This is a genomic window from Thermodesulfitimonas autotrophica, from assembly GCF_003815015.1.
Classification (GTDB): domain Bacteria; phylum Bacillota; class Desulfotomaculia; order Desulfotomaculales; family Ammonificaceae; genus Thermodesulfitimonas; species Thermodesulfitimonas autotrophica.
The window spans coordinates 141847-166902 of sequence record NZ_RKRE01000003.1 but is presented as its reverse complement, the minus strand read 5'-3'; the positions used below and the strand labels follow the sequence as shown (position 1 = coordinate 166902).

Below are 25056 nucleotides of genomic sequence, written 5' to 3'. Positions count from 1 at the left end.
AATTTGGCCAGAAGATGCGAAATCTGCGGAAAGACGATTGCCTTCGGGATTCAGCTCAGCCACTCGCACATCCGCACCAAGCGCACCTGGGCCCCGAACCTGCAGCGGGTGCGGGCGATTGTTGACGGGCGCCCCAAGCGGATCAGGGTTTGCACCCGGTGCCTCAAGAGCGGCAAGGTGCAGCGGGCGATATAAGGTTCAACGTTCAACGTTCAGCGTTCAAGGTTAGTTCAGATCAAAAAACTATGAAAAGAATGGAAAGCCACCGGCAGGGTGGCTTTCTTCAACTTCTAACTTCGAACTTTAAAACTGCTTCATCAGGTTGGCCATCTCGATCGCGCTCATCGCCGCCGCAAAGCCCTTGTTTCCGGCCTTGGAACCGGCCCTTTCGATGGCCTGCTCTAAAGTATCAGCGGTAATTACCCCAAAGATCACCGGCACACCTGTTTCGAGCCCGACGCGGGCAATGCCCTTGGCCATCTCGCCGGCAACGTACTCGAAGTGCGGGGTCGCCCCCCGAATAACCGTACCGAGGCAGATCACCGCGTCGTAGTCGCCGCTTTGTGCCAGGCGCTTCGCCACCACCGGAATCTCGAAGGCGCCCGGAACCCAGGCGACCGCCACGTTTTCTTCGCTTACCCCGTGCCGGTAGAGGGCGTCAAGCGCCCCACCGAGAAGTTTTTGGGTGATAAACTCGTTGAAACGGCCGACCACGATGCCGAACTTTAGCCCCTCGCCTACCAGGTGCCCTTCAAAAATCCTGGGCAACGCCAATCCCTCTCCTTCCGCGTATTTTCCCGGATTCACTTCGCCCCTGCGCCACGCGTCTCCGCGTCGTTCCCTACCAGGGTAAGCAGGTGACCGAGTTTTTCCTTCTTGGTCGCCAGGTAGAAGCCGTTTTCCTTGCGCGGCGGAATCTCAATCGGTACCCGCTCCACCACTTCCAGGCCGTAACCCTGAATGCCCTTGATCTTCCGCGGGTTGTTGGTCATCAACCGCATCTTCCGCACGCCGAGGTCGACCAGGATCTGTGCCCCGATACCGTAGTCCCGGAGATCCGGCGGGAAACCAAGGGCTTTGTTTGCTTCCACCGTGTCCTTTCCCTGGTCCTGGAGCTCATAGGCCCGGATCTTGTTCAAGAGCCCAATGCCCCGGCCCTCCTGACGCATGTAGAGCAACACCCCGACGCCCTCCGCCGCAATCATCTTCAGCGCGCGCTGGATCTGCTCCCCGCAGTCGCACCGCAGCGAGCCGAAAACATCTCCCGTCAGGCATTCCGAGTGCACCCGCACCAGGGGTGCTTCCACCGACTGCAAATCGCCCATTACGAGCGCGATGTGGCCCTTGCCGTCCAGGAGGCTTTCGTAGGCGACGGCCGTAAACTCTCCGTACTTCGTCGGCAGATGTGCGGAACCCACCTGCCGGATGAGCTTCTCCGTCCGCCGCCGGTAACTGATAAGGTCCGCAATGGTGATGATTTTCAGCCCGTGCTTTTTCACGAATTCCAACAACTCCGGCACCCGGGCCATGGTCCCGTCGTCCTTCATTATCTCGCAGATAACGCCTGCGGGATAAAGTCCTGCCAGCCGGGCCAAATCCACCGCGGCCTCCGTATGGCCGGCCCGCCGCAGTACCCCGCCTTCCTTAGCCCGTAAGGGGAAGATATGTCCCGGGCGGCGGAAATCCTGAGGCCGCGCCTCTGGATCGACGATCTTTCTGATGGTAAGCGCCCGTTCGTGGGCGGAGATACCGGTCGTTACCTCGCGTGCGTCCACCGAAACGGTGAAAGCGGTCCCGTGCGGGTCGGTATTATTGGTCACCATGGGCGCAAAATCAAGCTCTTCCGCCCGCTTCTCCGTGATCGGCACGCAGATGAGGCCCCGCCCGTGAACGGCCATGAAGCTTACCGCCTCCGGGGTCGCCTTTTCGGCAGCCATCACGAGGTCGCCCTCGTTCTCCCGGTCTTCGTCATCCACAACCACGACCATCTTGCCGTCACGAATGTCGGCAATCGCTGCTTCAATCGGATCAAACATTACTCCGCCTCCCCCGGTTAAATAAAACCATGCTCTGCCAAAAAGCTTTCCTCCACGCCCCGCGGCTTTGGCGCCCGCAGGAACTTTTCTACGTACTTGCCGATCAGGTCGGCCTCTAAATTTACCGTATCCCCGGGCCCTTTAAAACCGAGCGTCGTCACCGCGGCCGTATGGGGAATAACCGAAACTGTAAAGCCTTCCTCCCAAGCCTCCACCACCGTGAGGCTGATCCCGTCAACCGCCACCGACCCCTTCTTGATCAAATAGCGGGCTACCTCCTGCGGCGCAGCGATGGTGAAAACCCAGGCGATCTCCCGCTTTTCTTTGCGTAGGATCCGGCCCACGCCGTCAATGTGTCCGGTGACCAGATGGCCCCCAAGCCTGTCGCCCAGCCGCAGCGCCCGCTCGAGGTTCACCCTGGCGCCAACAGCCAACTCACCTAGGTTGGTCTTCGCCAACGTCTCCGCCATCACGTCGGCGGTGAAACCCTTATCCTGCAAACTCGCCACCGTCAGGCAGACACCGTTAACCGCAACGCTGTCCCCCAAACGAAGGTTTTCCATTATCCTGTCAGCCCCGACCACCAGCCGGGCCGAAACCGCCTGCCGGGTGACCCCCCTGATCTGACCAAGTTCCTCGATTATGCCGGTGAACAACCGCAACCCGTCCCTTCCCAGAGCGGATAGGCCTCGATGCAGAGGTCGCTCCCGAACTGGCGCAAATTCATCTCCTTCAGGCGAATCGCCCGGGCCAGGTGCCTAATCCCAGTCCCGCCGACCGGGCTGATGGCGCCGTGGCCGCCAATGATGAGGGGGGCGATAAACCAGACTATCTTATCGACCAGCCCTTGGAGGAGAAAACTCGCATTCACCGTGCTCCCACCTTCGACGAGGAGGCTCGTAATCTCCCGCTCTCCCAAAGCAGAGAGCAGGAGCCCGAGGTCCACCGCCGGTCCGGGACCGCAGACAAGCACCTCCGCCCCGGCCTCCCGCAGCGCCGCCACCCGCTCGCCCGGCGCCATCTCCGTCACGGCGATCAAAGTAGGTGCTGTTGACTCCTGGGTAAGCACCCGGGCAGTAAGCGGCATCCGCGCGCGGCTATCCAGAATCACCCGTACCGGATCCCGTCCCCCCTCAGGTAAACGGGTGGTGAGGGAAGGGTCATCTTTCAAAACGGTCCCGATACCGACTAAAATAGCGTCGCAACTGTCGCGGAGCTCGTGAACATAGCGCCGCGCTTCGGGACCAGTTATCCACTTCGATTCCCCCGTGACGGTGGCAATCTTCCCGTCAAGGCTCATCGCCGTTTTAAGAATCACAAAAGGCCGCCGGGTAGTGATATATTTGACGAAGGCCTCGTTCAGCGCGCGCGCCTCTTTTTCCAGGAGACCGGTAGCGACCTCAATCCCCGCCTCGCGCAGCCGGGCAAAACCTTTTCCCGCCACCAGCGGGTTGGGATCGGGCATCGCTGCCACCACCCTCTTGATCCCGGCGGCGATAATCGCTTCGGTGCAGGGTCCCGTCCGCCCCGTGTGGCAGCACGGTTCGAGGTTAACGTAGAGAGTGGCTCCCCGCGCCGCTTCCCCTGCCGCCTTTAAGGCCTCAATTTCGGCGTGGGGCAAGCCCGCCTGGCGGTGAAACCCTTCACCGACCACCTGCCCGTCCCGCACAACCACGGCCCCGACTAGCGGGTTGGGGCTAGTCCGCCCCCGCGCCCGCGCGGCAAGCTCAAAGGTGCGCCGGAGGTAATCTTCATCCGTCAGTGGCTCCGTCATAGATCTATCTTTCCGAACTTAAAATACGGCTATTGCCGAAATCTGTCGCCGAAAGCAGCGCTTTTGCGATTTGTAGTTTCATTATAGGTAGGAGGAAGAGAAGGTGTCAAGCCAAACAAATCTGAGGGACCGCGTCAACCTACTGTGGGAAACCTCACCGATCCTGAAGCAGGACGAGTTCCCAAACTGAGGGCAGGCCCGGCAACATTAGCCAGGAGTTTTGCATACTCCGGCCCCAGTTTTTTGAGGTAGGCAAGGATTTTTAAATCAAGAAGCTCCTCCTGGTCATTTGGGGCAGCACACACACTCTCCTTCCCTCCTCTGCGGAATAGGGCATCCCCTTGGTCCTCTAAATCCCGAACAATTCTTCAGCATTATACCTCGCAATCCGAGCAATGATTTCTGGGGGAGCCCCGCTCAATTCCAGATACCGCACAGCCTTTGGCACGCTCAGGGGATCGTTGGGTTTGAGATTGCTGTAGTCGCTGTTCAGAACACCGCGTTGGAAACGTTCCAGATGGTTCAGTAGTAGATGGGGCGTAAGCCCTTCTTGGCGAATAGTGAGCCCGGGAACGGCCCCAAAGTCCTCGATTAAGTCAACAATGTCCAAGTTAGCGTGGTCGATGACCACCTTTCCGGGTTCCATCCCGACGGCGGCAGCAATTTCAATCGTCTTATTGGTTATCGCCACCCTATCCTGGGGCGGGGTATGAATAATTACCGGCACCCCGTACTCCTTGGCTATCTTCAATTGCTCCCTAAGGACGTCCTGTTCCCGCTGAGTCCCCTCATGCAGGCCTATTTCTCCTAAACCAATGACGCCATCCATCTTCAGATAGTTTGGAAGGGCGTCGATCACCCTGGGCCAGTCTTCCGGGGTTCCCATGGGGTGAACACCGACAGCGACGAAAAGTTTGATGCCATTTTGGGCAGCATTCTTCATCGAAAGGGTTAACATTTGGTGAAAATGATCAAAGAGGGTTTCCGTATGTTTGGCCCCGAAAAATATGGAGCAGCCGATAATCTTTTTTACGCCGGCGAGGGCCATGTTTTCCAGCCCTTCGTAAGGAAGCAACGAAACGTGTATATGGGAATCTACAATTCCTTCCATAACGATTTCATTACCCCCTTATTGTGCTGGATCGGGTCCCTTCTTTTTGTCGCTGTATGTTTAAATTGTATTGAAACGCAGGTACATAGTCAGGGCTTGATGTAGGCGTACCCTTCAGCCTGTTTTCTGGCAATTTCTGTTATGCCGGCCGGTACAACCGTTACGAAGTTAGGGAGGCTCCGCTCGTCGATAGACTGAGCTTTGAGAGCGTTCCTACATGCGGCGAAGTTTACTCCTATCTCTGACAATTTCTTCATCTGCTCCGTTAGCGATCCGGTAGCTGGTCCGCAACACTGACCACCACCCCCGGCCAGCAGGCACCTGCTCCTGAAAACGGAAACCGCCTCACCGTTGGCTACTACTTCGACGGCGGCGTTTCCTTGCCCCACATCGTTCAAAAAATTAGTGATGTTTACGAGTACCCTTTGCCACCGGTCGGATTCGTCAATGTGAAAAAGGACTTTCAGCTTATCCATCCTTGGACCCCTCCTTTGTTAAAATGCGGACTGGAGTTTATTTTAAAATACCTTTTGCCTTAAGATACTCAGGTAACTGGTCCGTACCAACGACATCCGTGCCACCGCTGTTATACACCCAAAGTCTATCTTTCAAAATAACAACATTGCAATGCGCTTCACGGTCAACAGCACATGCATTGCCACAGCCACTGATGGTGATGTTTCCTTGTAAATTGCCAGCGGAGACTATGCGCTCGGCCATAGTATGGACATCACCAACACCATTTTTACAGTACCGCGCGCCGATGCACGTCTTGATTCCTTCGCCATTCCATGCCAGCGCTGCCTTTAGGAATGGTAGAAGGCCCATCCGGTTAATAACTTCGGCCAGTCGCTCGTTCTGGGCAACCCGAAGGTAGCCTTTAGCTATCCGTTCGACAGTTTCGACTAGATGCTCTTCCTTGATAACCACGTCCAGCCGAGTACCCAATTGGGGTTGACGTCCCCCTTTGCCCCCAAGGTAAAGCCAGTACCCGTCCTGGACAGCAATGATACCTAGGTCGTTTAGTTGCGCCTCCACACATGAATTGGGGCAGCCATTCAGGGCTATCTTAAATTTTTTTGGCGTCGCCATCCCTGCAAGGCGCTGGTTGATTTGTTCTGCCAGAGGAGTAACATCACGGATAACGTGCTTGCAATACTGACTGGAACACACCTTAACGTTTCGCACCACAGGGCCGATATCAGCCAAAGGTAGATGGACCTTTTCTAACTCTTCGGCCACCTGATCAAAGTTCTCGGGTTTTATGCCGAAAATCATAATGGCTTCAGTAACCGTGAGCTTAGCTTTTCCATATTGCTTGGCCAGCCTGTATACGGCCTCTATCTGTTCAGCCTCTAGATAGCCGTTAACAGGATGAATTAAGACGGCGTAAGTACCATCCAGCTGCTGGATAAATCCCTTGTTGCCGTACTTTCGAACCATGGTGATCACCCACCTCCTTGTACCAAAAAGAACAAGTATTTTTCCCCTAAAATCAGCCTCTTCGGCCACACCTACAGGATATGGAATTGCGAAAATTATAAAACCAAAAGTCGAACTGTGTCAAGGCTTAATAGGCAAACGGACCATGCCAAAATTTAGTAAGCCCCGTCCTCCGGGGCCAAGAATAAGGCGGGCAGACCACAGCTGAAATGAGGATAAAAGGGGATTAAAATAGTGCGCGGCTGGAACCAAAGGATAGAGCACGGCTGGGGCAGATAGCCACACAGGAGCCACATTTGATGCAGTCATTGTCCCCCATAATTCCATCGCTCCGGTACTTGTACGGCATCAACTGCATCGGGCAAATCCGGGCACAGGCTCGACAGTCAACGCAGGATTGGCTGATGAAAAGGGGCTCCTTGCCTTTAGAGAGCCAGTAGCTAAGGGTACCCATAGGGCAGATATGGCACCATGCCCGGGGGTGAATAATCAGACCCAGGATAATCCCTGCTATAGTGGTAATAGTGAGAATACGTACCAAGGCCAGTCCCATGGCCGCCCCATCGCCTTTGGCCAAGTACCATTGTACTCCGATCATGACGAAAATTAAACCCAGCATGAATACCCGCACGGCGCGGCTGCGCAAAAAAGCAGGGATGATTTTTCTACGGGACAAAGGCCTGATAAAGAGATCATAAAAGGCTCCTCGGGGACACATCCAGTCGCACCAGGCCCGCCCCCGAAAAACCGCCACCCCCACTGCTCCGAGCATACACCCGAGCAACAAGAAGCCTATCCAGGGGTAAAACCATCCTACTACGGCTACCAGGGGTAAACCCACCCAAGTAAAGCTCTGCCGAAGTTTGCGCTGCTTTTCTTTTTCCTTGAGCATAACCCTGCCTCCTTAGGGGGATTAAAATCATGGGCTTCTTTTACCCGGTACCAGATTTTTGCGTTGCAATGCAGGAACATGATACCCTTACGGGTATCTGTGGTTTCCAGATTAACACAGGCCTAATGCAATGTCAATACCTTAAGCTTACACGAAATTTGCGACTAATAATCACTCGACGGAGGTTAAACTTTAATATACCATAGGGGGGTATGGTTTGCTTGGAAAGGACGAAGGATTCTCCGTTACGGGCTTAAGGTCGGGGCACCGGTTCCGGTAACGTTGGCCTGGCATAACCCGCAGGAGTGGTACGGGCTCCGGTTACCTCAGCTTTCCCGCCAAAAGGAATAACAGCTATACCCGGAAGCCATTTACCTAAAGCGGGGGTCACTTATGCAAACTTACTCGTCAGTCCACCGGATGCACCGGGCGGGACAGGCAAGCATCGCCTCCAAAATGCACTCCTCGCTATCCGCACCAGAATTGACTACCTGGGCAAACTTGCCCACCTCGTTCATTTGAAATACTTCCGGACAGATGACCACGCAGTTACCGCACCCGTAACACTCGCTTACTTCGATATAAGGGATTTTCACCATCTAAAAACCCTCCGCCGCAGGCATCCGCCACCGCACGCTTTCACTATAGATATCCCCGCCGTAGATATCGTTGGCCACTAAAGCCGGGAAATCTTCCACGATAAACTCGTGGATCGCCTCTGGGCCAAGGTCGGCATAGGCAAGCACTCGTGCTTCTCTGATTGTCCGAGCCAGCAAGGCCCCCGCCCCGCCGTAGGTAACGAAGTAGACGGCCCTGTACTCGGCCAGCGCCGCCACCACCTTCGGGGAGCGGTAGCCTTTGCCGATCATCCCCTTGAGCCCCTGCGCCAAAAGCGGAATCGTGTACGGGTCCATCCGGCCAGATGTAGTCGGCCCTGCCGCACCGACTACTCTTCCCGGCGGTGCCGGCGTTGGACCCACGTAGTAGATGACCTGGCCGGCAAGGTTTACCGGCAGCTCTTCCCCCCGGCCCAGCGCCTCAACCATCCTTTTGTGAGCAGCATCCCGGGCGGTGAGCAGCCGCCCACTAATTAAAACAGCCTGTCCCGCACGCAGGCTCTCGATCGCCGCGTCGGTCAAAGGTGTGGTTATTCTTAGCGAGTTCAATCTCTAACCTCCCCTGAGCACCGTTTCAGTTCCGCCGCGCGCTCATAAAAATTCTCACGTCTTTTCGCCCAGGTATTTATGCTTCTCCTCGGAAACATCGTTTTTACCTTCACGGTCTGCCGCCGAGCCGATGAGTCGCCAGATACCTTCCGGAAGTACCGCCGAGCGGTGGCGCGCCGCGTGACAGTTTAGGTTCACCGCCACCGGCAGGCTGGCGATATGGCAAGGGTATACTTCAACGTGCACCGCCAGCGCCGTCACCCGGCCGCCCAGTCCCAGCGGCCCGATCCCGGACCGGTTGATTGCCTCTAAGAGCTCCGCTTCAAGCGCCGCTACCAGGGGATCGTCGCTGTGGCTGCCAAGAGGCCGCAGCAGCGCCTCCTTCGCCAGCAGCGCCGCCTTTTCCATCGTGCCGCCGATGCCCACGCCAACGACCAGGGGCGGGCAGGCATTCGGCCCCGCCTTTTCCACCACATCGAGAACGAAACGCTTCACGCCCTCAACTCCGTCGGCCGGTTTTAGCATCCGCAAAGCGCTCATATTCTCGCTGCCGGCTCCTTTAGGCGCCACGGTGATCTTCAACCGGTCGCCGGGCACGATCCGGTAGTGGATCACCGCGGGAGTGTTATCGCCGGTGTTCACGCGGTCGAGCGGGTGGCGAACCACCGACTTCCGGAGGTAGCCTTCGCTATAACCTTGGCGTACACCTTCGTGCACCGCCGCCTCCAAATCGCCAGCGATATGGAGGTCCTGCCCCACTTCCAGGAAAACTACCGCCACCCCCGTATCCTGGCAGAGCGGCATTCCTTCCTCCTGGGCAAGCCGCGCATTGGCCAAAAGTTTATCCAGCACGTCCCGCCCCCGCGGTGATTCCTCCCGCTCCCGCGCCGCTTCCAGTACCTGCAGCACATCCTCTCCTAACGTTACATTTGCCTCCCGGCAGAGACGCGCCACCACTGCGGTAATCTCTCCTGCTGCGATCGTACGCAAGCCGGACCCTCGCTTTCTAAAACAAAAAAATCCCGTTCTTTTAACAAAGTAGCTGATCAACGTAGCGCCCCGAAATGGCTACTCCTCTTTCGGCCCGTTATCTCCCGCCGCCTCCGGGGCAGAAGCTGCCGGCATCTCCCCTTCGGGAACCCACCGGTTCGAAACGAGAAAAGCAAGCAGGCGGTCCATGGTCTGGGAACTTATCACGTGCTCCATTCGGCATGCATCCCGCTCCGCGACGGATGCCGGCACTCCCAAAACCGCAGTCAGAAAATAAAAGAGGGCCCGGTGGCGGCGGCGCACTTCCGCCGCCTGCGCCCTCCCTTCCTCGGTAAGCCAGACCGGCCCGTATCTCTCTTGAGTCACGAGCCCCAGACGCTTCAAATGACCCAGCGCCTGAGCGACACTGGGTTTCGCGATTCCGAGCCGTGCAGCGATGTCGGTAACCCTAACCACCTTGTTAGTGTCCGCAAGCTCGAGAATCGCTTCGAGATAATCCTCGAGAGCAGGGGAAAAGCCGCCCTCTTTTTTCACGTCTTACATATCTCCTACCAGGGTTGTACCAAGTCACACCTTCATTATAAAGAAGGCTGCCTCCCCCCGCAACCTAAACCACCCTGTTCTATGCCGCCGGTTTGACCGCCGCCACCCGCAGGACCGGCCCCCGCAGATAGATGTTCGGACCGGTCTCGAGATACCCGGTCACCGTGAGTATCTTACCTTCGTTCGCCTTAAGGAGCCCGGCGGTGAGCCGGTCAGCTGGGTCCGGTAGGAGCACGTAGGTCTCCTTGTCGGTCACCAGCTCCCAGTGGGGCTTCTCCACCGCGCTCCAAGTGAGCTTACCGGTAACGGCGACCGTCTCGGTGTAAAGGCCGAGCCGCGCGGCGAGGCGGTAGAGGATCGCCGCCGCCTGCGCCCGTGTCACCGGCGCCTTGGGCGCGAAGCGGTTTTCGCCCACGCCGGACATTAGCCCCGCCGCCGCTGCGGTGGCGACCGCCTGCCGCGCCCAGGGGGCGATCCTTTGGGCGTCGGCGAAGGCGGGGGTGAGGTCCTGGGTGCTGATGCCGGCTGCGCGCAGGGCTACCGCCGCCAGTTCTTCGCGGGTGAGGGTATCGTCGGGCCGGAATCTGCCGCCGGCGCCGACCATCAGGCCTTTTTGGTGGACAGCCGCAACCGCCCCGGCGTACCAGGCGTCAGGCGGCACGTCGCTGAAGGCGTCTCCGTGTGCGGCGGCTTTAAGCCCCAGGAACTTTGCCAGCAGCGCCGCTAACTCCGCCCGGGTGAGCGGTTTTTCGGGTTTAAAGCTGCCGTCCGGGTAGCCGGCGATCACGCCCCGCGCGGCCAGCACGCCGATCTCCTGCGCTGCCCAATAGCCGGGCAGAATGTCGGGGAAGGGCACGGGAGCGGGCCGCAAGGCCGCAGTGGTGAAGCGGAAGCTGTAGTCCCGGGTAAGGTTTATCCCTTCTAGATCTTTTATGGCGTCGGCCGGGAGGAATAAGGTGTAGGGGGTGCCGGAAGTGAGTTTGGCTACGGGTTTGAGGTAAAGGGTTTTGCCCTCAAGCTCCTTGGTGAGGGCCATGCTTTCGCCAGCGGCGTTTTTCAGGTTAATGCGCTCCCAGCCGCTGCCGGCCCGCACCGCCTCGCTGAAGGTGATGGTAATCACTGTGTCTACAGGAACGCCGGTGGCCCCGTCCGGCGGCACGGTCCGCTCCACCCGCGGCACGGTGTACCCACCGCCCCCGCCACTCAAAACCGGCCGCACGGTTACCCGGCAGGTGGCGGCGGCCCGGTTGCCGGCATCGTCGTAAACGGTGAGGGTGACGGTGTAGCCGCCGGGCTGCGTGTAGGTATGGGCGGCGTAGGGGTAATCGCTGCCGGCGGTCTGCCCGTCGCCGAAGTCCCAAAGGTACAGGGCGGCGTCGCGGGAGCCGGTGGCGTCAAAGATGATCTCTTCACCGGCGCTGGCCTCCCTGTCGGGTCCGGCCGCGGCTGCCGGCGGGGTGTTGTCGACAATGAAGCTGAGGTCGGCGCCGGCAGGGGTGAAGTTGGCGTCGGCCGCCCAGGCGGTGATGGTGTGCACGCCGTCGGGCAGGGTGTGTGGGTCTAAGGTGTAGGCGGCGGTGAGAACACTCGGGTTGTTGTCCGCCGGGACGCTCGCCAGTTCGTAACCGTCAAGGAACCAGTAAAATTCGCTGATGCCGTCGGGGTCGTAGGCGGTAGCGCTGACGGTGAAGAGCTCTTTGAGTAGGCTGCCGGAAGCTGGGCCGCTGATGCTGATTTCCGGCGGGGTCTGGACAAGGGCGGTGAGGCTTAAGTTTACGGCCTCGCCACCGGGCGGGATTTCTTTAGCGGTGATGGTGCAGGTCCACGCGCCGGGCGCGGGGTTGTCGACTGTGTAGTAGGCGTAGGTGGGGCCTTTGACGAAGCTGTAGTCGGGATCGGGGCTGTCAGGAGTGAGGGCGCGGCCGTCGGGCCGGGTGAGGGTGAGGTCAAAGTCGCTGCCGGCCCAGGTGATGCCGAAGGTGGCCTGTAAGGTGCCGGGCGCGACGGTGAGGGCGCGGGTCCGGGTTTCGCCTGCGGCGGTGAATTGCTCGCTCTCCCGCTCCTGGGCCTCCCCGCCGGCGACGGCGGCGCTCAGCTCCTGGTAGATGGCGGTGAGCGCCTGGGCGTCCGGGGCTTCAAAGTAACGCCCGCCGGTCTCCTGGGCGATGCGCTGCAGAAGCACCGGGTCGGTGTCGCTGCCCAGACCGATGGTGTAGACCCGGATGCCCTGGTCTTGGAGCTGCCGGTGGAGGTCGTCGTAGTAACCAACACCATCGGTGAGAAGGATGATCGCCTTGCGCACCTCGGGAAGTGAATCGCTCTCCAGTTCTCCGGCACCGACCACGAGCCCCTCCTGGATATCGGTGCCGCCCCAGGCAAATACCTGGTCCACCGCCTGCTTTAAGCTCTCCCGGTCCGCCGGACCTTTGATCTCCCGCAGGGCGGCGAAGAGGTAAGCCTCGTGGTTGAAGCCGACTACCGCTACCTTCTCGCCTTCCTGCATGAGGTCGATGAACTGCTTGGCGGCTTCTTTGCGCAGGCCCTGCGGGTCGTTCCAGGACATGCTGCCGCTGCAGTCGATGACTAAAGCCACGTCCACGGCCGGCCGCTTCACCCCCGGCGGGTCGATGAAGACGGGGGAGGTGTAGGCGATGCTCCCCGACTTTTCCATACGGGCGATTAAAAAGGCCCCGGCCGGGTCGGTCTTCCAAATGAAGGATTTTTCGCCGGACTGGTGCAGCAGGTCGGCGTAAAATACGGTTTGAAATTTCCGGGCGCCTTTGCCGAGAGAACAAACCCGAATGCTGCTGCCTGCCGGCGCCTTCTCCCACCAGACGGTAATCTTCAGTTCCTGCCCGGGCTTCGCCTTGACGGTATCACCCGGAAACGCCGGCGGCTCCCCCGCGTGTTTGGTATCGTGCGGCTCATCGGCTTCCCAAACGGTGATTTCCTGCCCTCCGACAGGCTCTACCGTAAGCGCCACAAAGGGCCCGCCCAAAGTGGCCACCGTATGGCCTTTCTTAAGAGCGTTGAGGATGTCGTCTTGGTTATATGCGGGTTTCTTATCCTTGAAAAGGAGGTAGGTGTAGGAGGAGCCAAGGTTAGGCCCAAGAATCCCTCCTATTGTCCCCGGACCGTTATGGTTGTCGCTGCCGCCGGTAACGAAAAAGTTAACACCCTGCCGGAGAAGATTATAGTAGAACTTCCCTGCCAAGGTGTCGAGCGTCTGGTCCCACTCCCCGATTACTCCTGAAGAATCCTGCCGCCGAGGCCCCGAGAAGATCTCCATTCCCTTAACCACCCGGCCGGCAAGAGGAGCCCCTCCGGACCGGATCGCACTCCAGGCATAGGGAGTCCAGGAATCTTTGCCAGCCGGGTGAGCAATATAACCAAAAGCACCGGCAGCACCTACCTCCTCCAGCGCTTTTCTTACGTCCTTCCGCGGCGGAAACCTATCCCAAAGCTTTTCCTTATATAGCACCTTATCCCCAGAATTAACTAAATAACCTGCATCTTGTGGGGCACCAAGCTGAATTATTTCTTCTCGTTTTTCAGATTCTTCCCATAGCTTCAGCTTCTTTTCTGACGTATCTTCGAAAGGAATCAAAACCTTCGCTACATTATCATCCGTCAAGCCGTAAACCAAAAAATGCCCCTCTGTATGGGTACTATTACCATTACCTACAGTTAGCTCGATGCCAGGAATGACCTTAATGTTCAACCTTTTCTGAGCGTCTTCTATTTCGTTTTGCCTAAGTTCCCAATCCGATACCGTAAAAAGCGGAACGATATTTGCCATTGGAAGCATAACGTCGCTATGATCGGTTACCGAAAAAGCGACTGCTTTTCCCAAAACCTCCTGAATATTTCGGGCTGCGCTCTCTATCGTTCGTTCCGCAGTCATAGAAAGTTCATCCGAATACCAGGTATGAACGTGCCCGTCAAAAGGTATCCGCTCGAAAGGAAACCCTGCTGCCGATGCCAGCGGTAACAGCACGTCACAAAAGAGAACAAAAACCAATAAAATAGCTGTAAACTGTATCTTATTGTTTCTCGGCATTTCTTTCTGCCTCCCCATCTACTGGAGAAAGCTGTTGTTTCTCCAAAAAGAAAAGCGGTAAACTTGTTAAAATAAAAACGATAAAGCCATACAGAATGAGTCCGTTCGGGTATCCCCAAAGGTCATAAGAGGTAAAAACGGGAAAATAAAGATGACCCATTAAAAGCATAAAGAAACATAAGAAAACAGGGAAAAAGCACCATAAGAGACCACCAACGACAGCCAATACCCCAGTCCAGTAAAATTTCCACTTTAGATTCGCACTATTACCCGTAGTAGCCCAAACAGTACCTAGTCCGGGGACTACGAGGTTCAGCATAAGTCCGAGAGCAGAAACAGTCAAAATCTGCAATCTTGAACGGCGTGCCGCGTCCCAGATACCGAAAACCCAAAGAATAATGTATGAAGGAAGGAAATAGATAAAAAACCGTGAAGGTGAAGCATCTACCGGATGATTAAACGAGGCGGTCCACATCACAAAGAGAATGCCCTGCCCTATAGGTACACAAACAGTCGCCAAATAGAGCAACAGGCCCACCAGAAAACGCCCTTGGACCATTTGCCCGGCGCCAGTCACTACTGCACTGAGAGCACCGTGCAGAACCGCTTGCCCTTTGAACGTCAGTTTCGGCGCAACAAACGAACCCAAAACCCAACTCAATGCAAGGAAAATAATGGTTATTGGGAAGAGGGTTAAGTGACAAGTAAGCGCCTCTATCCAGGCAATTGGCGAAAAACTCCACCAAGCAAGCATCTTTTCCCCTCCCCTACTGCACTACCGCAAACTGGCCGGGGCGCGTCACCATGACCTTTACTCCTCCCGCCTCGCCGGTAGTAACAGGCAAAGACGCCGCCGCACTCGCTTCGCCCCCCAAGGCACAAACCTTGACGGCGCCCGCGTCGGCCGTGCCCACGGTAAAGGTCAACTCTGCCGGCCGGTTGAAGAAGGGGCCGGAGAGACCCCGGCAGCGCAGCCAGACGACGGGGCCGGCAAGCTGACCTGCACCCGGCAGTTCCACCGGCGGCTCAAGCGCAAAAAGCCGCACTAAAACCGGACGCGCGGCCGGCAGCGCTCCCGGCGGGAGGTAGAGCCGCGCCACGCCGGGGAGTTCCAGTTCCCCGCCTGCCGCCGGGTCGATTTCAGCGGCGGCACACTGCAGGACCCGGAACCCAGCGCCTCCAGCCGGCCGGTCCCTGCCTTCTTTTGCAGGAGCCAGCGCCGTCTCTGCTTCGGTTCTATTAGAGACGCTGCCATTCCCGCCGCCCGGTCTCGCAAAATCAACCGCCTCGCTCCAAAAACCGTCCCGGTACGCGGCCGCCCTGACGGTTAACGCCCCGTCGGCCCCAACCTGAACCGGCCCCGCATACTTCACCGCCGTAGCGCTCACCCGCGGGTCGCTCCCGTCGGTGGTGTACCATACCTCACCGCCCGCGGCGCTTTCAAGGCGTAAAGTCGCACCGGTAAATCCCCCCGCCGGCGGCGCCGGCAGGTAAGCGGCTGCCGCCACGCCGTAGGTGCCGGTACTACCCACCGGCGCAAAGAGGTGCCCCCCTTCGGGCACCGCTGTTACCGGGTACCACCCGCGCTCGCCTTGGCAGAGGAAGACCCCGGTTTCCCCGGCAGGCAGGCCCAATTGCACCGGCGCCGGCAGCGCCGCCCCGCCGGTGTCCAGGTAGACGGCGAAAGAAATACCGGTAGTGCCGGAAGCTGCCGGGGTAACGGTAAAGGCAAGCGCCTCCATTCCCGGCGGGAAGGCCGCCGGGGTTACGTCAAGGTAAACCGTCTCTCCTACAGGGAAAAACAGCCTGACGGCGCCGCCAGCGGCGTCCCGGTAAACGGCCCGGGTAACGGCGCCGGGCAGGCTCTCACCCGCCACCGGGATAGGGGCGTAGACCGCCGCAGCAGCAGAAGCGTAAGTCCCCGCCGAAACGCCGGGGTTCTCGCCGGGCGCGCCGGCAGCGCGGGGGCATAAACCAGGCCCCAAAACGAGGGCTAAAGCAAGAAGGGCTAAAAATAAGGGCGCCCGCGCCGGTCCGCGCCAGAACGCCCGCCCCGGTTTCCCCCGGAATATGGATTTTCGCAACAACCGCGCCCCTAAAGAAATCAGGCGGCCCTTTTCAACGCCGCGGCGCTGACAGGCAGACATTTTGCTTCCCAAGGGCATTGGTCTCCCTCCTCCGGCTGGCTACCCGGGTAATTTTCGCTGAAACCAACCCGCAATGACTATTTAAGCTAATTGGCGTCTTTTTCCACGCCAGATTGACCAAATTTTACTTAGCCCTGCACTACCTGTCAAGAGCCAAAACCGCAGCGGACCGAGGCTATAAAACGTTCACGGCGCCGCTGGAAGTACTCCTTGTTGAAAACCAGGCGCCACCTTGAGGTCCGTTCAGCGTTCGACGTTCGACGTTGATAAAAGGCTGAAGTCCATAGCAACTAAATCGTTGAGTGCAAGACGTAGTTCTGCAGCAGCTGCCCGGTCACTTTCAGCCCCGGAGAAAAACTGACGCTCACCGGCGGGCTGAACGGGCCGCGGTACACCCAAAGCAGCCCGCGATTGTAGCGGACGTAGTTCTCAAGCTAAACCGGCGAAGCTTCTCGCAGAATAAGCCGTAACCGCAGCAGCACTGCCCCCAAAGGGGTTTCCTGCTAAGGCAGGGACAACAACCAACGGAAGACTGACCGTGCCCCGAAAAAACAGACTCCGTAACCGCTGAAAAATCAGATCCACCTCCTGGAAGCTGGAGACTTGGTTATCCTTCACCCGGACCTCTACCCCAGCCGGGTTTCAAGTCCTTGCAGGTAGGCTTGAAAACGTATTAATACCTGTAAAGTGCGCCTTCTCCGCCAGCGGATCGCGACAGTCCGGATCCAGCTCCCGGAGAAAGTCCGATAAAGAGCCATCATCCCTATCGGGATTCCCGCTGCACCAGAAGACCTACCGGTAGAGAACGGCCTCGCCGGCAGCGTAGCTTCCTTTTTCGCAGAGATCGTCGCGCAAAAGACAATGGAGGAGCTCTTCTTCAATAACCTGTTTCAGCCCTCTCTCTACCAGTGCCCCTTTTTCGGTTCCGTCTGTTTCTGGGCCGCCAGTTCGAAAAGTAAGCACGGCTGGCTGAATGCCGGAGGGCAGCGATTCCAACGTGCCGAAACACCTGGCCCATAGGCCGAGTTCCTGTGGAGTAAGCTCAACCTGTGGCTTGACCTCGAGGAGGAGCAAACGGGATAAACGAAGATGCAGCAAGAAGATCCCGTTTGGCCTTCAAGTGCGCTGCCATTCGGTAACATCTTTCGACTTCACTCGCACCACTTCTCGGTGTGTGCCCGCGCCATTTCGCAACGTGTAGCGTAATGTTTCTCTTTATCCTTCGGTGTAGCAGTTTTAAGGTTCCTGGTTAGATCTAGTTTCTTCCCCCTTTGCTTTTTCCTGCTCGTTCAGCAAATTTTCCCACCAACTGGAGTCCTGGCGACCGGATGCGTCCGGCGCATTCCCATAGCGGCAACTCCTTCCGGGGGTCCTCCGGTACCGTTTTGGTTCCCATTATAATGATAATCTCTCTTTGACCGCAACCTCAGCTACCGGTTTTTGCCCCAGAACCACGTCAACCCGCGGCCCTTTTACCCCGTAGCGGCGCTCCCAGCGGGGTAACAGCGCGAGCGCGAAATCCACCAGGGCTGGATCGAGCTGCAGGCCCCGCACCGCCTGAAGCTCGGCGCGGCACTCCGCCCACGTCCGCGCGGGCCGGTAGGGCCGGGCAGAGGTCATGGCGTCGATAGCGTCGCAAACGGCGATGAGCCGCACGCCCAGAGGAATGGCTTCTCCTTTAAGCCCTAGCGGGTAGCCCTTACCGTCCCACCGCTCGTGGTGGTGAAGCACGGTGCGGGCAACCGCTTTGAGGCGCGGTGACCGGCTCAAAATTTCATAGCCGATCTCGGGATGCCGCTGCATCTGCGCCCACTCGTGCGGGAAAAGCTTACCCGGTTTACGCAGGATATTATCCGGCACACCGATTTTCCCAATATCGTGCAGGTGGGCGGCGAGGTGAAGCCAAACGCACTCCCGGCGGGAGAGGCCCGCGCGGCGGGCCAGATCCCAGACCATCTCCGCCACCCGCTGCGAGTGACCCCCCGTATAAGGGTCCCTCGCCTCCAGCGCCGCAACCAAGCATTCGAGCGCCGCGTGAAAGGGATCGCTTCGCCACCACAGCAACATCCAAAGCCCTCCTTTTTCTCCTATCTCCCACCCCCCAACAAAAACCCATACGGCAAAAGCGCGCCGCCCGCTACCCTTTAACCGCAGCCTTCGTCTTACCGGCGGGCGCCGCCTCTGCCGGCACCGGTAACGTCGGAGCGCGGCCGCCATTTTTCCCCGCCGCGCTACCGCCGCTACCTTCAAGGGCAGCGTCGGGGAAACCGCCGGATCGAGAGCGCAGAAGGAGCTCGATCAGCCCGGCTAAGATTGCGTCCGCCCCCGCCGCCTGGCTTTCCTGCGGCAGAGTAAAGAGGGCCGTCGCCACCGGTAGCGGAAAGCCACCGTTACGCCTTTCCTTTTCCCCTTCAGGCGCGCCGCGCAAGCCGCGAATAACGCACCGACTGGTCACAGCCATCCCTCCTTTGCCATATCTTCTTTGCTCCGGCCTACCGCCCCGCGCCCATCGCCCTTTGCAGAGCCGGGGCAATTTCCGACCACGCCCGGGGCGCGAAAATGATCCGTTTCTTTTGCCGCCTCGCCTCTCTCTTTAGCGCCGCCACGAGCTGGTGGTTTACATAATCGGTCAGCACCAGGACTACCGCGTGCCGCTTAGAGATGCAGATACCCACTTCCCTTTTTTTTCGCCCCGTAACGTGCTCGGTGGCTTTGAAGCCGAGCGCCCGGAGCCGCTCCGGGATATTACCCAGCCGGTCACCGCCGACAATCAGGATTCTCATCCCGATTACCTCCTTTAGTTAGGTTCTCCTAACTTTTAGGGATTCAAGGGGGCCGGGCGCTGTAGCCCGGCCACCCAAGGGAAATCTACCGTTAAGCGCTAGCCAAGACCCAACAGCCGGCCCACCTGGAAGATCAGGCAGGCCACCAGCCACCCGAGAGCTAAGGTGTAAGCCGTGGCGAAGGCCGCCCAACCCCAGCCGGCCTCCCTTCGGATCGCCCCGATCGTCGCCACGCAGGGGATGTATAAGAGCGTCAGCGCCATAAAGGCGTAGGCCGCAAGCGGGGTGAAGTGGTGCTGGACGGCGGCTTGCAAACCAGCCTCCTCAACCCCGTAGACCGTTCCCAGCGTCCCCACTACGGCCTCCTTCGCCAGGATGCCGAAGAAGAGCGCCACCGCCGCTTCCCAGTGGCCAAAGCCGCACGGGGCGTAGATAGGGGCCAGCAGGTGGCCAAGGCGCGCTATGACACTTTGCTCTACGGGCGCGCCCCACGGGACGTTTGAGAGCAGCCAGACCAGCACCACCACGCCAAAGATAACCGTCCCGGCCTTTTTAACGAAGGCGGCCCCCCGCTCCCACATGTGGATGAGCGTCCCCTTAAAGGTGGGCAAGCGGTAAGGCGGCAGTTCCATCACGAAGGGTGCCTGCTCCCCTTTAAAGAGGGTAACCTTGAAAAGCATCCCCATCAGGACCGCCAGGATGATGCCCAAAAGGTAGAGGGAGAAAACCACCAGCCCCTGCCGCGCGCCAAAAAACGCCCCGGCGAAGAGGACGTAGACCGGCAGGCGCGCCGCGCACGACATCAGCGGCGCAACGAGAAGCGTGATCAACCGGTCCCGCCGGTTCTCGAGCGTGCGGGTGGCCATGATGGCGGGAACGTTGCAGCCGAAGCCAATTAGAAGCGGGATGAAAGACTTCCCGTGCAGGCCTAAAGCGTGCATGAGCCGGTCCATCACGTAAGCCGCCCGCGCCATATAGCCGCTATCCTCAAGAAAAGAAAGCCCCAAAAAGAGGAGGAAGATCGGCGGGATAAAAACCAGGACCGAACCCACGCCCCCGATGATCCCGTCTTTCACCAGCGAGGCCAGGACCGGGTTGGGAATGGCCGCTGCCCGGCCACCGAGCCACTCGAAAAAGGCCTCGGTATAACCAACGAGGGGACCACCTAAGGCGAAGGTGAACTTAAAGAGGAGCCACATCGCCCCCAAGAAAATAGGGATTCCGAGCAGGCGGTGGGTCACGACCTGGTCGATCTTGTCCGATAGGGTAAGCTTCTCGGCCGCCGTCTTCTGCCGGCTGACCGTCTCCCGCACCAGCCCGGCGATGAACCCGTACCGGCCTTCCGCCACCAGCGCCGCCGCGTCCTCGCCCGTCAACGCCGCCAGGCGCGCGGCGCTCTCCTCGACCAGTTTTAAAAGCGCGGGGTACCGCTCAAAGCGCCGCCGGACCAACTCGTCCCCTTCCAAAAGTTTCACCGCCACCCACCGCCTGGGCAGCCCGGCGACGGCCGCGGCGTACGCCGCAAGCGCCGTTTCCAGCCGTGCCAGCTCTGCCTCCACCTCCCTGCCGTAGGGAACAGCCAGCGGCTGCGGGGAACCCTCCCGCGCGCGCTTGAGCGCCGCAGCAACCAATTCCTCCATCCCCTGTTTCTTGGGCGCCACTGTCGGCACCACCGGCACCCCCAGAAGCGCGCCTAACTTCGGCACGTCAATCTTCAGCCCCCGGCCAGCCGCTTCGTCCATAAGGTTGAGAGCCACGACGAGGTTTGCCCCCATCTCCAGAAGCTCGACCGTCAGGTAGAGGTTGCGCTCGAGGTTCGTGGCGTCGACGATATTGATGATCACGTCGGCCTCCCCCGCGAGGATGTAGTCGCGGGCGATGATCTCGTCTTCGCTGAAGGCACCTAACCCGTAAACCCCCGGGAGGTCCACCACCCGCACCGCCTCGCCCGCATAAAGCATCTGCCCCTCTTTTTTCTCCACCGTTACGCCGGGCCAGTTGCCCACGTGCTGGCGCGCACCCGTAAGGTTGTTGAAGATGCAGCTTTTCCCTACGTTCGGGTTACCGGCTAAGGCTACCGTCACCCGCGCTGCCTCCTTGAACTTTGCTTTCGCGGCCTGTCCCGCCGGCACACCCGACGCCGCTTTTTCCGTCCGCGCCGCTGCCATATTGAAGCCCTCCTTTTGTTAGTTTTACCTAACTCTTTGCGTAAAAAATTCTCTCCTCAACCGAGCACCTTCTCTACCAGAATCCGCTGCGCCACGCCCCGACCAAGAGCCACGCGCCCCGCGCCTAAAGAGACGATCAGCGGCCCGCACATCTGGTTCTGCACAACGCGCACCTTCTTGCCCGGGACGAAGCCCAGCGCGGCCAGCCGGGCGTATAGCTCCTTTCCCCCACCGATCGCCCGGACAATCCCCTCCTCCCCGGCCAACAGCAACCGCAACGGTAGTGGGGCCACCTCACTTCACCTCCACAAACACCTTCGCCGCTTCGCTCTTCCGGAGCGTCAGGGGATGCCCCTTTACCTGCACCGCGATCGGGTCACCTAAGGGCGCCACCGCGGTAACCGCTACCTCCCGCCCCGGGACCACGCCCATAGCGAGCAGCCGCTGCCGCAGGCTCCCGGTAGCCTCTAGCCGCACTATCTTACCCCCTGCACCTACCGGAAGCTCACTTAACGCTTGACTAACTGGTACCATCACGCCATCACTCCTAACCAGATAAGTAAGGTCAATCTAAAGAAGTTAGTGCATCCTAACTAATCAGATTATGCCGCAGTAGAGCCGTGTCTGCAAGCGGCACCTGAAGCTATTTGGCCGCACTACCGTCGTAAAATCAGCGTTTTTCCCGCTACAAATAGTTGACACAGCATACATAAAAACATTACTATGGTAACGGACTTACGCTCATAATTTTGTGTAGCGGCTGGCAGGAAGGCCCGGGGGCAGGAGCCACCCCCGTTGCCGCACCAGCAGTGACCGTTCCGCTGTTAGCGGGCAAACCGGCCGCTTTCCCTGCCGCTCGGGGAGGGGATTACCCATGAAATACCAGCATATTTTCGGTCCCGTTTTCTCCCGCCGGCTGGGCAAATCGCTCGGCGTGGACCTGGTGCCGTTTAAAACCTGCACCTACGACTGCATCTATTGCCAGCTCGGCCGAACCACCCGCAAAACGCTTGAGCGGCAGGCGTTTTTCCCGGTGGCAGCGGTGCTACGCGAGGTGGAGGCGAAACTCGCCGCCGGACCGCCGCCCGATTACATTACGCTTTCCGGTTCGGGCGAGCCGACGCTCTACAGCGAGATCGAGGCAGTCATCGCCGGACTGAAGAAAATGACCCGGATCCCGGTGGCCGTGCTGACCAACGGCTCACTCCTCTACCAGGCGGAGGTGCGGCAAGCCCTCCTGCGGGCGGATGTGGTGCTGCCGTCCCTCGACGCCGGGGACGCCGACCTTTTTAATTACGTGAACCGGCCCCATCCCGCCCTCAACTTCCACCAGATGGTCGAAGGCCTGATCCGCTTCCGGGAAGAATACCGGGGAGCGCTTTGGCTCGAGGTCTTCCTGCTTGGCGGCGTCACCGCCATCGAAAGCGAGGTCCGCAAGTTGGCCGGGTGGATAGCGAAGATAAAACCGGACAAAATCCAGGTCAACACCGTAACCCGCCCGCCCGCGGAGGAGTTTGCCTTTGCCGTGCCGGAAAACGAATTGCGTCGTCTCGCCGCTGGCCTCGGCAAAAATGCAGTCGTAATTGCGCCGCACCGCGAGGCCACCGTTAGCGAAAAAGCCTGGCCCCAAGAGGACGAGCTCCTGAATGTCCTTGCGCGGCGCCCCGTCACTCTGGAGGAAATCGCCGCCGGGCTGGGGATTCACCCCGCCGAAGCGGCAAAGCGAGTCCAGGAACTTCTCGCTACCGGAAAAATCAAATCCCAAAAGCAGGCTGGCATCATCTATTACCTGCCGGCTGGCCAGTCTCACTAAAAGGAGGGAAGAAGATTGCCCACCTATGATTACCGGTGCCAAAAGTGCGGGCACGTTTGGGAGGCACGCCTGAACCAAGGAGACACTCCGCCCCAGAGCTGCCCGCGCTGCGGGAGCAAAGAACTCCAAAGGCTTTTCCCTGCGCCCCACGTGGCGAAAAGCGGCAGCCGGCCCGGTGGGCGGACGTGCTGCGGCCGGGAAGAGCGGTGCACCACGCCCCCGTGCACTACCGGGGGCGGCTGCCGGAAGAGCTGACCCGAAACGGGCAAAAGTAGGCTCTTAAAATCTCCCGACAAAATCGCCGCTAAACCCTTGACACGCCCCCTGGCCGCCGGATAAAATTGTCCTCAGTGTTACGTAAAGGTAACTCCTTCGTAACACTGGCGATGGGGTTCGCCTAACGCGGGATGCTGATGACCCCTGGGTCTTTTACCGGGGGTCATTTTATTTTCCAAAAACGGGGGGAGAAACCATGGATTTGTGGCTGCAGGCAACGGTATGGATGGGCTTGGCTTTTTTGGCCTCGTTGATCTCAATCCGGCTCGGCATCTCCGTGGCGATGGTTGAGATCTTCGTCGGCGCTCTGGGGGGAAACTTCTTAGGCGTCCACCCTACGCCCTGGATCAACGCTTTGGCCGCCGTCGGCAGCGTGGTCCTCACTTTTCTAGCCGGTGCTGAGGTGGAACCGGCGGTACTCAAACAACGCTGGAAGGAAAGTCTCTCCATCGGGTTCGTTAGTTTTCTCCTGCCCTTCCTGGCGGCGATGGCCTATGCTTACTACGTGGCCGGTTGGAACCTGGCAGGCGCAAAGATTGCCGGGATCGCCCTCTCTACCACCTCGGTAGCGATCGTTTACGCGGTGATGGTGGAAACCGGGCTCAACCAGACCGAACTCGGCAAGATCATTCTGGCCGCCTGCTTCATCACCGATCTCGGTACGGTAGCGGCGCTCGGCGTCCTTTTCGCCCACTATAACCTCTGGCTGCTCGCCTTCGCGCTGGCCCTGGCGATAGTCCTCCCACTGCTTGCGCCTCTTTCCCGGAAGGTCTTTGCCGCCCTGGCCGACCGGGTGAGTGAACCGGAAACAAAGTTTTTCTTTCTGGTTCTTTTTGGCCTGGGCGCCTTGGCCGTTAAAGCGAACAGCGAAGCGGTGCTGCCGGCTTACCTGGTAGGGCTTGTGGTAGCCACCGTTCTCGCCGGGCAGAAACAGTTCGTGCGCCGCCTGCGGGGTCTGGCTTTCGCCTTCCTCACGCCCTTCTACTTCCTGAAGGCCGGTGCGCTCGTCTCCTTCAAGGCCCTGTGGGCGGGGCTCGGCTTGGTCGTTATCCTGTTAGCGGTGAAAATGGCGGCCAAACTCGTCGGCGTCTGGCCGCTCACCGCCGCCTTCTGTTTCGGCAAGAACGACGGGGTTTACACGACCCTTTTAATGTCTACAGGGCTCACTTTCGGCACGATATCCGCGCTCTTTGGCCTCACCCACGGCTACATCGACCAGCAGCAGTATTCCGTACTGGTCACCGTGGTTATCCTAAGCGGGGTTATTCCCACGCTGATCGCCCAGGCTTTCTTTAACCCGGAGGTTAAAAAAGAACAGATCCCGGCGGTAGGTACTGCTCCCGTAGAAGAAGCCTTGCCGCCGCGGGCAAGTGAAGGAGGGAAATGAAGGTGTTTGAAAAAATCATCGTGGCTTTCGACGCCTCGCCCCAGTCCTTTGCGGCACTGCGGGTCGCGCTGGAAATCGCGCAGAAATTTGGGGCTACCGTGACCGCGGTCTCCGTAGTGCGGCTGCCGGAATACGCCGGCACCCTCGACGAGGTGGACGAAAATATCCAGCGCGCGCGCCAGTACTACGAGCAGCCGCTCCGCCAGGCCGCTTTCCTAGCCGCGGAAAAAGGAGTGGAGCTAAAATCGGAGGTTCTTTACGGCCACACCGGCGAGCGGCTGGTGGAGTTCGCCGCGGCCGCAGGGGCGGACCTGATCGTCACCGGCGCGCGGGGGCTAAGCGGCGTCAAGCGTTATCTCTTGGGCAGCGTCTCGAACCACCTGGTCAACCATGCGCCCTGCCCGGTGCTGGTCATCCGGGATAAGGAATTAGGCACATAGGGAACAGCGCCACCGCTACCGGAGGGA

At 59.2% G+C, this 25056-nt stretch carries 27 protein-coding genes and 1 riboswitch; of the genes, 5 read left to right on the top strand and 22 right to left on the bottom strand.

What is annotated here, in order from left to right; genetic code table 11:
• Positions 1-3: 3 nt before the first annotated feature.
• Positions 4-195, top strand: coding sequence for a 50S ribosomal protein L28 (gene rpmB / locus EDD75_RS08240; RefSeq protein WP_123930918.1), 192 nt, complete (start codon positions 4-6; stop codon positions 193-195).
• 108 nt (positions 196-303) lie between these two features.
• Here rpmB and ribH read toward each other — a convergent pair whose 3' ends face one another.
• The 22 genes from ribH to EDD75_RS08125 form a co-directional block, all read right to left on the bottom strand.
• Positions 304-768 (bottom strand): 6,7-dimethyl-8-ribityllumazine synthase, encoded by a 465-nt coding sequence (gene ribH, locus EDD75_RS08235; RefSeq protein WP_123930915.1) that lies wholly within the window; start codon positions 766-768, stop codon positions 304-306.
• A 35-nt stretch (positions 769-803) separates the two neighbouring features.
• Positions 804-2036, bottom strand: coding sequence for a bifunctional 3,4-dihydroxy-2-butanone-4-phosphate synthase/GTP cyclohydrolase II (locus EDD75_RS08230; protein ID WP_123930912.1), 1233 nt, complete (start codon positions 2034-2036; stop codon positions 804-806).
• 17 nt (positions 2037-2053) lie between these two features.
• Positions 2054-2692: a riboflavin synthase gene (locus EDD75_RS08225; protein WP_123931969.1), complete on the bottom strand. Its 639-nt coding sequence runs from the start codon at positions 2690-2692 to the stop codon at positions 2054-2056.
• Complete coding sequence (gene ribD / locus EDD75_RS08220) at positions 2677-3810, bottom strand: bifunctional diaminohydroxyphosphoribosylaminopyrimidine deaminase/5-amino-6-(5-phosphoribosylamino)uracil reductase RibD (protein WP_123930908.1); 1134 nt, start codon at positions 3808-3810, stop codon at positions 2677-2679. Before ribD ends, EDD75_RS08225 begins: the two co-directional genes overlap by 16 nt.
• A 349-nt stretch (positions 3811-4159) precedes the next feature.
• Positions 4160-4921, bottom strand: coding sequence for a TatD family hydrolase (locus EDD75_RS08210; protein WP_123930905.1), 762 nt, complete (start codon positions 4919-4921; stop codon positions 4160-4162).
• An 89-nt stretch (positions 4922-5010) separates the two neighbouring features.
• Entirely contained in the window at positions 5011-5397 is a 387-nt protein-coding gene (locus EDD75_RS08205; RefSeq protein WP_123930902.1) for a DsrE family protein, read from the bottom strand.
• A 37-nt stretch (positions 5398-5434) separates the two neighbouring features.
• Positions 5435-6364: a nitrite/sulfite reductase domain-containing protein gene (locus EDD75_RS08200; protein WP_123931967.1), complete on the bottom strand. Its 930-nt coding sequence runs from the start codon at positions 6362-6364 to the stop codon at positions 5435-5437.
• Positions 6365-6590: 226 nt separating this feature from the next.
• Positions 6591-7256, bottom strand: coding sequence for a 4Fe-4S binding protein (locus EDD75_RS08195; protein ID WP_123930899.1), 666 nt, complete (start codon positions 7254-7256; stop codon positions 6591-6593).
• 401 nt (positions 7257-7657) lie between these two features.
• Positions 7658-7855 carry a ferredoxin gene (locus tag EDD75_RS08190; protein WP_123930896.1) on the bottom strand — a complete coding sequence of 66 codons (198 nt, stop codon included), beginning with the start codon at positions 7853-7855 and terminating at the stop codon, positions 7658-7660.
• Positions 7856-8422 carry a FumA C-terminus/TtdB family hydratase beta subunit gene (locus EDD75_RS08185; RefSeq protein ID WP_170157776.1) on the bottom strand — a complete coding sequence of 189 codons (567 nt, stop codon included), beginning with the start codon at positions 8420-8422 and terminating at the stop codon, positions 7856-7858.
• Between the two features lie 54 nt (positions 8423-8476).
• Complete coding sequence (locus EDD75_RS08180) at positions 8477-9412, bottom strand: fumarate hydratase (RefSeq protein WP_123930893.1); 936 nt, start codon at positions 9410-9412, stop codon at positions 8477-8479.
• Between the two features lie 78 nt (positions 9413-9490).
• On the bottom strand, positions 9491-9946 hold the full coding sequence (locus tag EDD75_RS08175; protein ID WP_123930890.1) for a metal-dependent transcriptional regulator: 456 nt from the start codon (positions 9944-9946) through the stop codon (positions 9491-9493).
• 88 nt (positions 9947-10034) lie between these two features.
• Positions 10035-13244, bottom strand: coding sequence for an S-layer homology domain-containing protein (locus EDD75_RS11455; RefSeq protein ID WP_170157775.1), 3210 nt, complete (start codon positions 13242-13244; stop codon positions 10035-10037).
• Between the two features lie 754 nt (positions 13245-13998).
• Entirely contained in the window at positions 13999-14769 is a 771-nt protein-coding gene (locus EDD75_RS08165; RefSeq protein ID WP_123930885.1) for a hypothetical protein, read from the bottom strand.
• Between the two features lie 13 nt (positions 14770-14782).
• Positions 14783-16180 carry an FN3 associated domain-containing protein gene (locus EDD75_RS08160; RefSeq protein ID WP_123930882.1) on the bottom strand — a complete coding sequence of 466 codons (1398 nt, stop codon included), beginning with the start codon at positions 16178-16180 and terminating at the stop codon, positions 14783-14785.
• A 774-nt stretch (positions 16181-16954) separates the two neighbouring features.
• Complete coding sequence (locus tag EDD75_RS08155; protein ID WP_123930879.1) at positions 16955-17158, bottom strand: hypothetical protein; 204 nt, start codon at positions 17156-17158, stop codon at positions 16955-16957.
• A gap of 399 nt (positions 17159-17557) precedes the next feature.
• Positions 17558-18229 (bottom strand): HD-GYP domain-containing protein, encoded by a 672-nt coding sequence (locus EDD75_RS08150; RefSeq protein WP_123930876.1) that lies wholly within the window; start codon positions 18227-18229, stop codon positions 17558-17560.
• 70 nt (positions 18230-18299) lie between these two features.
• Positions 18300-18623, bottom strand: a complete 324-nt coding sequence (locus EDD75_RS08145) for a hypothetical protein (protein WP_123930873.1) — start codon at positions 18621-18623, stop codon at positions 18300-18302.
• A gap of 31 nt (positions 18624-18654) precedes the next feature.
• Entirely contained in the window at positions 18655-18945 is a 291-nt protein-coding gene (locus EDD75_RS08140) for a DUF2325 domain-containing protein (protein ID WP_123930870.1), read from the bottom strand.
• A 98-nt stretch (positions 18946-19043) separates the two neighbouring features.
• The gene (gene feoB / locus EDD75_RS08135) at positions 19044-21113 is read right to left on the bottom strand and encodes a ferrous iron transport protein B (RefSeq protein WP_123930867.1); all 2070 of its coding nucleotides are present in this window, start codon (positions 21111-21113) and stop codon (positions 19044-19046) included.
• Positions 21114-21169: 56 nt separating this feature from the next.
• Positions 21170-21406, bottom strand: coding sequence for a FeoA family protein (locus tag EDD75_RS08130; RefSeq protein WP_123930864.1), 237 nt, complete (start codon positions 21404-21406; stop codon positions 21170-21172).
• A gap of 1 nt (position 21407) precedes the next feature.
• Positions 21408-21647 (bottom strand): FeoA family protein, encoded by a 240-nt coding sequence (locus EDD75_RS08125; RefSeq protein WP_123930861.1) that lies wholly within the window; start codon positions 21645-21647, stop codon positions 21408-21410.
• A gap of 340 nt (positions 21648-21987) precedes the next feature.
• Here EDD75_RS08125 and EDD75_RS08120 point away from each other — a divergent pair, with 340 nt between their 5' ends.
• The 4 genes from EDD75_RS08120 to EDD75_RS08105 all read left to right on the top strand — a co-directional run bounded on the left by EDD75_RS08120 (position 21988) and on the right by EDD75_RS08105 (position 25029).
• The gene (locus EDD75_RS08120; RefSeq protein WP_123930858.1) at positions 21988-22926 is read left to right on the top strand and encodes a radical SAM protein; all 939 of its coding nucleotides are present in this window, start codon (positions 21988-21990) and stop codon (positions 22924-22926) included.
• A 15-nt stretch (positions 22927-22941) separates the two neighbouring features.
• On the top strand, positions 22942-23181 hold the full coding sequence (locus EDD75_RS08115; protein ID WP_123930855.1) for an FmdB family zinc ribbon protein: 240 nt from the start codon (positions 22942-22944) through the stop codon (positions 23179-23181).
• 118 nt (positions 23182-23299) lie between these two features.
• Positions 23300-23356: riboswitch (Fluoride riboswitch) on the top strand.
• A gap of 42 nt (positions 23357-23398) precedes the next feature.
• Entirely contained in the window at positions 23399-24589 is a 1191-nt protein-coding gene (locus EDD75_RS08110; RefSeq protein ID WP_123930852.1) for a cation:proton antiporter, read from the top strand.
• 2 nt (positions 24590-24591) lie between these two features.
• Positions 24592-25029 carry a universal stress protein gene (locus tag EDD75_RS08105; RefSeq protein ID WP_170157774.1) on the top strand — a complete coding sequence of 146 codons (438 nt, stop codon included), beginning with the start codon at positions 24592-24594 and terminating at the stop codon, positions 25027-25029.
• The last annotated feature ends 27 nt before the right edge of the window (positions 25030-25056 follow it).